We start from the raw sequence: 11,310 nt of genomic DNA, 5'->3' as shown, positions 1-11,310 counted from the left end.
GGAGAGGAACGCAGATGATGCGCAACAGGATCATCGCGGGCGCGGCGGCAGCCGCCGCGACCGCGCTCGTGCTCGCCGGCTGCACCAGCGGGGGCACCGACACCGACGACGCCACGGACGGCGGGGACGGCGAACTCACGCCGGTGACCCTCCAGCTCCAGTGGCTCACGCAGGCCCAGTTCGGCGGGTACTACCTCGCCCAGGCGAACGGGTACTGGGAGGACCTCGGCCTCGACGTCGAGATCATCCCGGGCGCGGTCGACATCGTGCCGCAGGACGTGCTCGCCGCCGGCGACGTGGACTTCGCCATCGCGTGGGTGCCGAAGGCGCTCGCGTCCATCGAGGCGGGCGCGAACATCACGAACATCGCGCAGATCTTCGAGCGCAGCGGCACCCTGCAGGTCGCCTGGGCCGACAGCGGCATCGAGGGGCCCGCGGACCTGTCGAACAAGCAGGTCGGCAGCTGGGGATTCGGCAACGAGTGGGAGCTCTTCGCGGGCCTCACCGAGGCGAACGCGTCGGGCTACACGATCGTGCAGCAGAACTTCGACATGAACGCCCTGCTGAATCGCGAGATCGACGCCGCGCAGGCCATGACCTACAACGAGTACGCGCAGCTGCTCGAGGCCGTCAACCCCGAGACCGGCGAGCTCTACCAGCCCGAGGACTTCTCGGTCATCGACTGGAACGAGGTCGGCACCTCGATGCTCCAGGACGCGATCTGGGCGAACACCGAGCGGCTCGAATCCGACGAGGAGTACGCCGACACGGCGGTCAAGCTCATCCAGGGCGCGATCCTCGGCTGGATCGACCAGCGCGACGACCCGCAGGCGGCCGCCGACGCGGTCACCGCGGCCGGGTCCACCCTCGGCACGAGCCACCAGCTGTGGATGGCCAACGAGATCAACAAGCTGATCTGGCCCTCCACCGACGGCATCGGGCACATCAACGAGATCGCGTGGGATGCCACGGTCGAGATGGCGCTGGGCACCAAGAACCAGGACGGCGCCCAGGTCATCACCACCGACCCGCCCGACACGGCGTACACGAACGAGTACGTCGACCAGGCCCTCGAGAACCTCGAGGCCGACGGGGTCGACATCCTCGGCGCGGACTACGAGCCGATCGAGGTCACGCTCGAGGAGGGCGGCAACTAGCGGTCCGGATGCCGCGCGGCCGGTGCGTCCCGGCCGGCCGCGCGGCATCCGCCACCGCCGACACCGCGACACCGCGACACCGCGACACTGCGACACCGCGACACCGTCGCATCCGAACGAAAGGCACCGAAGCCATGACCGAGAACCTCGCCGAGGACCTCGACGAGCTCGCCCGCGGGCTCGACCGCGACCACGTCTTCCACTCGTGGTCGGCGCAGTCGCAACTGTCGTCGCTGGTCGTCGCCAGTGGCCGCGGATGCCGCGTCTGGGATCACGCCGGGCGCGAGTACCTCGACTTCTCGAGCCAGCTCGTGAACGTCAACATCGGCCACCAGCATCCGGCCGTCGTGCAGGCGATCCGCGAGCAGGCCGAACTGCTCACGACGATCGCGCCCTCGACCGTGAGCCTGGCCCGCGGCGAGGCCGCGAAGCGCATCATCGGCCATGCGCCGCCCGGGTTCCACAAGGTGTTCTTCACGAACGGCGGCGCCGACGCCAACGAGAACGCGATCCGGATGGCGCGCCTCCACACCGGGCGCGACAAGATCCTCTCGACCTACCGCTCGTACCACGGCAACACGGGCGCGGCGATCGTGTCCACGGGCGACTGGCGACGCATCCCGAACGAGTTCGCGCGGGGCCACGTGCACTTCTTCGGGCCCTACCTCTACCGCTCCGAGTTCTGGGCGACGACGCCCGAGGAGGAGTCGGAGCGCGCCCTGCACCACCTGCGCCGCGTCATCGAGGCCGAGGGGCCGTCGTCGATCGCCGCGATCCTGCTCGAGACCATCCCGGGCACGGCGGGCATCATGCTGCCGCCGCCCGGCTACCTCGCCGGCGTGCGCGAGCTCGCCGACCGTCACGGCATCCTGCTCATCCTCGACGAGGTGATGTGCGGGTTCGGTCGCAGCGGCCGCTGGTTCGCGTTCGACGGCTACGAGGTCAGGCCCGACCTGATCACCTTCGCGAAGGGCGTGAACTCGGGCTACATCCCCGCGGGCGGCGTCGTCATCTCCGACCCGATCGCCGCCACGTTCGACGACCGCGTGTTCCCGGGCGGGCTCACCTACTCGGGGCATCCGCTCGCGATGGCTTCCATCGTCGCGACGCTCGACGCCATGGAGTCGGAGGGCATCGTCGAGAACGCGCGCGCGATCGGCGAGACCGAGATCGGCCCGGCGCTCGCCGAGCTCGCCGAGCGACACGCCGTGATCGGCGAGGTGCGCGGCGAAGGCGTGTTCTGGGCGATCGAGCTGGTCGCCGACCGCGACACGCGCGAACCCCTGCCGGCCGCCGCGATGGGCCGGATCAAGTCCGGGCTGGTGGCGCGCGGCCTGCTGCCGTTCATCCAGGACAATCGCATCCACGTGGTGCCCCCGTGCGTCGTCACGGTCGAGGATGTCGCCGAGGCGATGCCGATCTACGATGAAGTACTGAGCACCGCACTCGAAGGAGAGGGCTGACTCATGAGCCAGACACTGACCGAAACCCAGCCGCGGGCCGCCGAGACGGCGACCGTCGAGCACTGGATCGACGGGGCATCCGTCGCCGGCGATTCCGACCGCAGCGGACCCGTCTACAACCCCGCGCTCGGCGTCGAGCAGAAGCGCGTCCGCTTCGCCTCCACGGAAGACGTCGACCTCGCCGTCCAGGCCGCCGCGCGGGCGTTCCCCGCCTGGCGGGACACGTCGATCGCGAAGCGGCAGCAGGTGATGTTCGCGTTCCGCGAGCTGCTGAACGCGCGCACGGGCGAGCTCGCCGCGATCCTCACGAGCGAGCACGGCAAGGTGACCTCGGATGCCGCGGGCGAGATCGCGCGCGGACTCGAGGTCGTCGAGCTCGCCTGCGCCATGCCGGGCTACACGAAGGGCGAGTACTCCGAGAACGTCTCGACGGGCATCGACGTCTACACGACGCGCCAGCCGGTCGGGGTGGTGGGCATCATCAGCCCGTTCAACTTCCCGGCCATGGTGCCGCTGTGGTTCTTCCCGCTGGCGATCGCGACGGGCAACACCGTGGTGCTGAAGCCCTCCGAGAAGGACCCGAGCGCCGCGGTGTGGCTCGCGAAGCTCATGCAGGAGGCGGGCCTTCCCGACGGCGTGCTCAACGTCGTGCACGGCGACAAGGTCGCCGTCGACGCGCTGCTGCATCATCCGATCGTGCGCTCGATCTCGTTCGTCGGCTCGACGCCGATCGCCCAGTACATCTACTCGACGGCGACGGCCAACGGCAAGCGCGTGCAGGCGCTCGGCGGCGCGAAGAACCACATGCTCGTGCTGCCCGACGCCGACCTCGACCTCGCGGCCGACGCTGCCGTGAACGCGGGCTTCGGGTCGGCCGGGGAGCGCTGCATGGCCATCTCGGCGGTGCTCGCCGTCGACTCCATCGCCGACGAGTTCGTCGCGAAGGTTGCCGAGCGGATGTCGCGGCTGAAGATCGGCGACGGCACCCGCGGCTGCGACATGGGTCCCCTCATCACGCGCGAGCACCGCGACAAGGTCGCGGGCTACCTCGACGTCGCGGCGACCGACGGGGCCGCCGTCGTGGTCGACGGACGCGACCCCGAGGTCGACGGCGAGCCCGACGGATTCTGGCTCGGCCCGACCCTCGTCGACAAGGTGCCGACCTCATCGGCCGTGTATCGCGACGAGATCTTCGGACCGGTGCTCTCGGTCGTGCGGGTCGACGGCTACGAGGACGGGCTCGACCTCATCAACTCGAGCAGGTACGGCAACGGCACCGCCATCTTCACGAACGACGGCGGCGCCGCGCGGCGATTCCAGCGCGAGGTGACGGTCGGCATGGTCGGCATCAACGTGCCGATCCCGGTGCCGGTGGCCTACCACTCGTTCGGCGGCTGGAAGGACTCGCTGTTCGGCGACGCCAAGGCCTACGGCCCGCGAGGGTTCGACTTCTTCACGCAGGAGAAGGCGATCACCTCGCGCTGGCTCGACCCGAGCCACGGCGGGCTGAACCTGGGGTTCCCGCAGCACGACTGATCGGGGGTGAGCCGCCCCGAGCGATCACGAGGCCGTGACCGCCGTTCCGGCGTGACCGGGAGCGGCGTCACTCCCTCGTGCTCGCCGGTTCGGGCGGTCCATCGCCGTTGCCGTGGTCGCCGCCGTCGCCGGTCGGGTCGACGGTCGGCAGGCTGTGCCACGTGTCGAAGGCGACCGCGGCGGCTCCTTCCACGTCGAGGGCGGCGGCGAGGCGGATCAGCTCGTCGTGACGCGCGACCGAGGCGCGCCCGTCGAGGGAGGTGAACCGCAGGTACTCGGCTCGGCGGAGCACGGGCATGAACTGGTCGAGCACCGTGTCGAGTGCGCCGTTGCCGGCGACCGCCACGAGCACGCCGTGGAAGTCGTCGTCGGCACGCAGCGCGGCCTCGACGTCCCGGGCGTCGATGGCCGACGCGAAACGCCGGTTCGCATCGCGCATCGCCTCGAGATCGGCCTCGGTGACCTGCGGCACCGCCTCGCGAACCGCGAGCTCGTGCATCGCCGCGACGACGTCGCGCGCGTTCCAGACCGCCCGCCGGTCGAGCGTGCTCACGATCGTCGACCGACCCGGCTGCGCCACCACCAGCCCTCCGTGCGCGAGTCGCAGCAGCGCCTCCCGCACCGGGGTGCGACTCACTCCGAGCCAGGTGGCCAGCTCCCCGTCCTTGAGCTGCTCGCCGGGTTCGAACGTGCCGTCGACGATGGCGTCCCGCAGGCGGCGGAAGACGCCGTCGCGGAGGAGCGTGCGGTCGGCGGGGGAAGCATCATGGGGAATCGGCACGCAATATATCGCACACCACATACCCCTCGTCGTCAAGCCACCTCGCCGCTCGCGGGCCGGGTCAGGACGAGGGCGGCAGCGCGTCGCGGAGCAGCTCCAGCGCGGCGCGGGCGGTGCGGTGCACCACCTCCGCCGGGTCCCCTTCGAACTGCCAGTGCACATCGCGGATGCGGCCGCGCACGGCCACCGACCCGTATACGCTGCCCGGCGGCTCGCCCTCGTCGGGATCGGGCCCGCCGACCCCGGTGACGGCGACGGCGGCATCCGCGTCGAGCAGGCGGGCGACGCCGGCCGCGAGCTCGCGCGCGCACTGCGCCGAAGCGACCTTGTCGGCCGTGACACCGAGCAGGTCGCGCTTGACGCCCTCCGCGTAGGCGACGACGCCGCCGCGCAGCCATTCGGATGCCTCAGGGGCGGCGCCGAGGGCGTTCGAGATCGCGCCGGTGGTCAGCGATTCCGCGGCCGCGACCGTCATCCCCGCGTCACGTGCCCGTCGCGCGATCTCCTGGGCGAGGCCCGCGAGTTCCTCGGCCGGATCCTGCATCGTGCCCTCCGTTCGGGATTCGGTTCGCGGCGGTCAGTCGGATGCGCCGCCGACGGGTCGCCGTTCGGAGCCGGCGGCGAACCGCGCGACGGCCGCCTGCGCGTGGGGGGTCTCGAAGGCGGCCCCGATCGTACGGGCCTCGTCGTCGAGCGCGTCTCGGAAGCTCCGGGACAGCCCCGAGCGCACGAGGCGCTTGGCCTGCCCGAAGGCGTCGGTCGCGCCCGACAGCCACGCGCCGGCGATCTCGCGTGCGCATGCGTCGAGCGCGTCGGGCGCCACGACCTCCGCGACGAGCCCCCAGTCGAGGGCTTCGGCAGCGGTCAGCGTGCGCGAGGTGAGCGTGAGCTCGAGCGCCCGCCGCGTGCCCACCGCTTCGGGCAGGAGCGTGCTCACGCCGCAGTCGGGGGTGAGCCCGACGTCGGCGTACCGGCTGGCGAAGGTCGCGCGGTCGGATGCCACGACGAGGTCGGCCACGAGCATGAAGCCGAGTCCGCCGCCCGCGACGGGCCCCTGCACGGCGGCGACGATGGGCTTCGTGCTCTCGCGCAGGGTGCGGTGCCCGTCGTGGATCAGGTCGGCGAGGTCGGTGATCGTCCGCCCCGGGGCATCCGACGAGCCGGCCAGCTCGGCCATCGCCCGCACGTCGCCGCCGGCGCAGAACGCGCGTCCCTCCGCGTCGAAGAGCACCGCACCGATGTCGTCGCGCTCGGCGATCTCGTGCGCGATCGACTGCCACCGCCTGATGGCGTGGGGGTCGACCGCGTTCAGGCGGGACGGGCGGTTGAGCGTGACGTGGGCGAGCCCGTCACGCACGTCGAACAGGATCGCCTCGTCGTGGGCAGCGTCGCTCATGATCGAGGAGTCTAGTTCGCAGAGGCCGGCGGCTCGATCGCGCCGCCGCCGCGCGACGGATGGCCGTAGGCCTGCTCGAGCCGGGCGGCGCGGGCCACGAGCACGTCGAGCACCGTGCGCACGGCGAGCCGCTCCGCGACATCCGGACGCACCAGGGCGACGATCTGCCGCGCGGAGGCCACGCCGCGGATCGGCTTCAGCACGATGCCCGACGAGACGGTGCCGGAGGTGAACCTCGGCACGAACGCGATGCCGAGGCCGGCCTCGATGAACGCCTCCACGATGCGCATGTCGCTGAAGCGCTGGCTGACGTGCACGCGCTTGCCGCCCTCCTGCTCGATGGCATGCAGGATGCGCTCGAAGGGGAAGCCCGGCGGCACCCCCAGCCACGTCTCGTCGACCAGGTCGGCCGGGGTGACGTGCGATCGCCCGGCCAGGCGGTGGTCGGCGGGGAGACCGATGTCGAGCGGCTCGGTGAGCAGCGGCACGGCCCTCAGCCCGCGACCGCCCCACGGCAGCACCCCGGGCATGGTGTGCGCGAGCACGATGTCGTAGTCGGCCGTGAGGTCGGGGAACTCCGCGAGCTCGGGGTCGAGGTCGGTGCATCGGACGACGAGCCCGGCGACCTGGGACAGGTCGCCGAGGACGCTCGGCAGCAGGGTCGCCCCCACCGTGGGGAAGGTGAGCAGCGTGACCTCGCCGCTCGGGTGGTTCCGGAACTCGTCCCAGAGGGCGGAGGCCCGCTCGAGCGCGATCGCGACATCCGCGGCGCTGCGGGCGAGTGCGTGCCCGGCGCTGGTCAGCACCAGCCCGCGTCCGCTGCGCTCGGTGAGCGGCATGCCGGCCTCGCGCTCGAGCACCTTGAGCTGCTGGGACACGGCCGAGGGCGTGCGGCCGGTGGCCTCGGCGACGGCCGTCACGCTGCCGCGCTCGGCGAGCTCCCTGAGTAGGTCCAAACGACGAACGTCCATGTAGCCAGCCTACATCGTCATTGAAGTATTGTGCGCTTGTGCTGAACGGTTCAGGGAGTCAGAATTGAGGAGTCGAACACGTGCAACGGCGCATCCGTCGCTCGACGAGCCCACCTCATTCGAAAGGAACCACCGTGTTCACGCTCCTCGCCATCCTCGCCACCGTGTCCGTCGCCGGCATCGCCGGCTCGATCGTCGTCTCGGCGCGCGACGGCTACGGCCGCCGTCACAAGGAGACGTTCGCGCGCACCGTCTGAGCGCGTCGCGACGGCCCGGGCCGCGCCCGGGCGCAGGGCCGCTGCGCGGGGGAGGGACACCCCGCGGAGCGGCCCTTCGTCTGCCGATGCCGGCGGACGTCCCCGGCCCGCGTGCGCATCGGCATGCGCCCGGGGGGATCCCGATGCGCACGCCGTCGGGAGGCGACGCGGCATCCGGCCCTCCCTCAGAGGCAGGGGAGCCGTAGAGTATTCAGGTGACCCTTGCGCCCCAGCTCAGCAGCACCGACGCACGCCGACAGCTCATCGAGCACATCTCGGCCGACGCGGTGTTCCACGGCGACTTCACGCTGACCAGCGGCAAGAAGGCCTCGTACTACGTCGACCTGCGCAAGGTGAGCCTCGACCACCGCGTCGCGCCGCTGATCGGCCAGGTCATGCTCGACCTCATCGCCGACGTGCCCGACGTCGATGCCGTCGGGGGCATGACCATGGGCGCCGACCCCATCGCGTCGGCGATCCTGCACCAGGGCGCCGCTCGCGGGCTCGCCTACGACGCGTTCGTCGTGCGCAAGGAGCCGAAGGACCACGGTCGCGGCAAGCAGGTCGAGGGCCCCGACGTCGCGGGCCGGCGCGTCATCGTGCTCGAGGACACCTCCACCACCGGCGGCTCGCCGCTCAAGGCGATCGAGGCCCTGCGTGCCGTCGGCGCCGAGGTGGTCGCCGTCGCCGTCGTGGTGGACCGCGCCACCGGGGCCCGCGAGGTGATCGAGGGTGCAGGGGTGCCCTACCTGGCGGCGATCGGCCTCGAAGACCTGGGATTGGCCTGATGAATCGCGACGGGCGTGACTTCGACGACGACGCCGACTGGCTGCTCGCGCAACTCGCGGCCGGGTCCACTCCAGCGCGTCAGGACCCGCCCGTCGCACCGCCGTCGCCGGTCGCGCCGCCCGAGCAGGCGGCTCCGGCGCCCGCCCCGACGGAGCCACCCGCTCCCGCGCCCCGTCGCGAGGAGGTGCTCGACTGGTTCTCGCTGGCCGAGTCGCCGGTGGCCCCGGATGCCCCGACGCGTGCGCTGCCCGTGATCGGCGGGCCGCCCGCCCCCTCGGCTCCCGAGGGCGTGCCGTCGCAGGTCGAGCCTCCGGTGTCGACACCCGCCGCCGAGGCGGAGACGGCTGCCGGGCTCCCCGCGTGGAACCCGCCGTTCACCGTCGGTCGACCGGGCGCGGTCCCGTCGGCGCCCGTCGCGCCATCCGAGCCGGCGACGCCGCCCGGCCCCGTCACGCCGACGGCGCCCTTCGCCCTCACCTGGGGGTCGGGCGACCTCGACTCGGAGGACGCCATCCGGGCGGCCTTCCGCAACCTCTCGGCGCCCCCGTCCCCCGAGCCGACGGCCGACGACCGAGCGCCGTCGCCGGCGCCGCCCGAGCCGAGCAGCCGGGAGCCCGAGCCGAGCAGCCGGGAGCCCGAGCCGAGCAGCCGGGAGCCCGAGGCGACGAGCCGTGAGCCCGAGGCGACGCCGTTCGCCGGCTTCACGCCTCCGCCCGTGGCCCGCCAGTCGTTCACGCCGGTGGCGACGCCCCCCGTGACGCCCGAGCCGCCGGCTCCGCCCGCGTCGACCGCGCCCACGTCGCCGTCGCCCGAGCCGGCGCAGCCGCCCGCCGAGACGGTGCGTCCGCCGCGGCATCCGATCGCGCCGACGACCGCTCCGGCCGGCTGGGACGAACGGGCCGCCCAGCCCGGACGAGCTGCCGGCCACGACGACGAGCTGTGGTCGGCCCTCCGTGACGAGGGGTCGTCCGCGTCAGCGACGCCGGCAGGGGCCGTCCCGTCCGACCCGCTCCCGGCACCCGCGTCGGACCGATTCGGCGCGTTCGCCGCCGACACCGTCGACCCGTTCGCGGCGCTGACCCGTCCCTCGGCGACGACCACTCCGCCGGCGACGCCCGCCGAGGCGACCATGACCACGAACGACTTCCCCTTCATCGAGGTGCGGGGCGAGGCGGAGTCGTCGGTCTCCGAACCCGTCGGCGTGCAGACCGAGTCGGCCGCGAATCGTCGCGTGCCGCTCCCGGCCTTCGCCGCGGCCGGCGGTGGTGGCGACGACCGTGGCGGCGACCGGGAGTCCGACGAGCCGGTCGACGACCTGCTCGCCGCCCTCGCCGCAGGCGGGGGTCGCCCGGCGTCCGACGAGGGATCGACCGACGTGCCCGACGAGCGGTCGGGTTCCGGGTTCGGGTCCGACGGCGGGGGAACGCCGCCGGTCCGCCCCGGCGACGAGGCCCTCGACGCCCTCGGCCTCGCGTTCGGCGACGATGACGACGCCGAAGAGGAGGCCGACGAGCCGGAGCCGCCGCGCAACGGGGCCGCGCGATTCTTCGGGCGCGGGCGCGCGGACGCCACCGCCGAGTCCGAGCCTGCGCCCGATGCGGAGTCACCGATCGCCCGCGAGCTCGCCGAGACCGGATACTTCTGGAACCTCACGCCCGACCCGTCCGCCGCGGACCCGAAGGCCGCTGCGGCCGGCGGAGGGGACGACGTCGTGCCGTCGCCGATCGCGGACGGCAACCGAGATGGGACCGCGCCCGATGGGCCGGCGATCGACGAGCCGCTCGCCGGCACGCCCGCGGCCGACGAGCCTGCGGCCGTGGCCGTCGAGCCCACCGAGGTGGCGGCGGAGCACGAGGCCGAGGAGCCCGACGAGCCCCTGCCGTTCTGGATGGTGCCGATCCAGGCCGAACCCGAGCCGGAGCCCGAACCCGAGCCGGAACCGGAACCGGAACCCGAGCCCGAGCCCGGGCCCGAGCCCGGTCGGTCGGTCGACGACGATCTCGCGGCCACCGATGCGGCCGAGCCGGCCACGGCGGCGTACCCGACCGCCCAGTCGACGACGCCGCCGGGTGGCGACGATGCGCTCACCGCGCTGTTCCCGACGTCCGCCGGGGCGAGCCGACCGACCCCGGCCGCGCCGGCGGATCACGACGACGATCCGCTCGCCGCGCTCTTCGGCTCCGCCCGCCTGCCGGCCGAGCCGGATTCCGGTCCGTCGGGTTGGCCCTTCGCGGCCGACACGGCCGTCGCGGGCGCGGGCCTGGCGGGCACCACGGGGGCGAGGGCGGCCACGCCGCAACCCGCACCGGCGCCCGCACAACCCCGGCCCTCGGGCCCTGCACCACGACCTCCCGGTTCGGGCGGCTCGGCCGGTCCCGGCGGCTCCGGCCCGGGAGGCGACCACCGCACGGTCCGCACGCTGCTCTGGATCGCGGGCGGCCTCGTGGTGCTCGTCGTGCTCGCCGGACTGTTCTACGTCGGCACCCTGATCTCCGGCGGCGGCGAGGCCGCCGGGCCGTCCGCGTCCCCCACCCCGACCGAGACGCCGGTCGCCGCGCCGACCGCCCCGCAGCCCGTCGGCGTGCACGCGTGGAACACGCTCTTCGGAGGCGAGTGCATCGACCCGTTCGGGTCGGCCTGGGACGAGGAGTTCACCGTCGTCGACTGCGCGGCACCCCACGCGGCACAGCTCGTGTACCGCGGCACGCTGCCCGGCGACGCGACGACGCCGTTCCCCGGCGAGAGCGAGATCGCCTCGCAGATGAACCTGCTCTGCACGGCGCCCGGCGTGATCGACGTCGCCGCGGTGTCGGGCGTGAACGACCTGCAGGTGCAGGCGGCGTTCCCCGTCACCGAGGAGCAGTGGGCGGCGGGCGAGCGCACGTACTACTGCTTCGCGAACCGCGCCGGTGGCGAGCCGCTCACGGCGAGCATCGCCGGGCCGGGGCCCGCGGCATAGC

10 protein-coding genes are annotated in these 11,310 nt (G+C 73.2%); 6 read left to right on the top strand and 4 right to left on the bottom strand.

Annotated elements, in window-relative coordinates; translation table 11 throughout:
• The first annotated feature begins 14 nt into the window (after positions 1 to 14).
• From EV187_RS15950 to EV187_RS15940, 3 genes are all read left to right on the top strand, one after another.
• On the top strand, positions 15 to 1,157 hold the full coding sequence (locus EV187_RS15950) for an ABC transporter substrate-binding protein (protein WP_341272763.1): 1,143 nt from the start codon (positions 15 to 17) through the stop codon (positions 1,155 to 1,157).
• Between the two features lie 134 nt (positions 1,158 to 1,291).
• A complete protein-coding gene (locus EV187_RS15945) occupies positions 1,292 to 2,620 on the top strand; it encodes an aspartate aminotransferase family protein (protein WP_130354007.1) in 1,329 nt (442 codons plus the stop codon).
• Positions 2,621 to 2,623: 3 nt separating this feature from the next.
• Positions 2,624 to 4,156 (top strand): CoA-acylating methylmalonate-semialdehyde dehydrogenase, encoded by a 1,533-nt coding sequence (locus EV187_RS15940; RefSeq protein ID WP_130354006.1) that lies wholly within the window; start codon positions 2,624 to 2,626, stop codon positions 4,154 to 4,156.
• A 67-nt stretch (positions 4,157 to 4,223) separates the two neighbouring features.
• On the opposite strand, the gene EV187_RS15935 is transcribed toward EV187_RS15940, so the two are convergent.
• The 4 genes from EV187_RS15935 to EV187_RS15920 form a co-directional block, all read right to left on the bottom strand.
• The gene (locus EV187_RS15935; RefSeq protein WP_207221857.1) at positions 4,224 to 4,937 is read right to left on the bottom strand and encodes a GntR family transcriptional regulator; all 714 of its coding nucleotides are present in this window, start codon (positions 4,935 to 4,937) and stop codon (positions 4,224 to 4,226) included.
• A 61-nt stretch (positions 4,938 to 4,998) separates the two neighbouring features.
• On the bottom strand, positions 4,999 to 5,481 hold the full coding sequence (locus tag EV187_RS15930) for a CinA family protein (protein WP_130354004.1): 483 nt from the start codon (positions 5,479 to 5,481) through the stop codon (positions 4,999 to 5,001).
• A 33-nt stretch (positions 5,482 to 5,514) separates the two neighbouring features.
• Positions 5,515 to 6,333, bottom strand: a complete 819-nt coding sequence (locus EV187_RS15925; protein WP_130354003.1) for an enoyl-CoA hydratase/isomerase family protein — start codon at positions 6,331 to 6,333, stop codon at positions 5,515 to 5,517.
• 11 nt (positions 6,334 to 6,344) lie between these two features.
• Positions 6,345 to 7,304 (bottom strand): LysR family transcriptional regulator, encoded by a 960-nt coding sequence (locus EV187_RS15920; RefSeq protein ID WP_130354002.1) that lies wholly within the window; start codon positions 7,302 to 7,304, stop codon positions 6,345 to 6,347.
• A gap of 134 nt (positions 7,305 to 7,438) precedes the next feature.
• Here EV187_RS15920 and EV187_RS18905 point away from each other — a divergent pair, with 134 nt between their 5' ends.
• From EV187_RS18905 to EV187_RS15910, 3 genes are all read left to right on the top strand, one after another.
• Positions 7,439 to 7,561, top strand: coding sequence for a hypothetical protein (locus EV187_RS18905; RefSeq protein ID WP_278039991.1), 123 nt, complete (start codon positions 7,439 to 7,441; stop codon positions 7,559 to 7,561).
• Between the two features lie 215 nt (positions 7,562 to 7,776).
• Positions 7,777 to 8,349, top strand: a complete 573-nt coding sequence (gene pyrE / locus EV187_RS15915; RefSeq protein ID WP_130354001.1) for an orotate phosphoribosyltransferase — start codon at positions 7,777 to 7,779, stop codon at positions 8,347 to 8,349.
• Positions 8,349 to 11,309 carry a hypothetical protein gene (locus EV187_RS15910; RefSeq protein ID WP_130354000.1) on the top strand — a complete coding sequence of 987 codons (2,961 nt, stop codon included), beginning with the start codon at positions 8,349 to 8,351 and terminating at the stop codon, positions 11,307 to 11,309. The genes pyrE and EV187_RS15910 overlap by 1 nt, the downstream gene beginning before the upstream one ends.
• Position 11,310: the final 1 nt, after the last annotated feature.

Origin of the sequence: Agromyces ramosus, assembly GCF_004216665.1 — a bacterium.
Classification (GTDB): Bacteria; Actinomycetota; Actinomycetes; order Actinomycetales; family Microbacteriaceae; genus Agromyces; species Agromyces ramosus.
The sequence above is the reverse complement of the archived record's forward strand: the minus strand, read 5'-3'. Positions and strand labels throughout refer to the sequence as shown.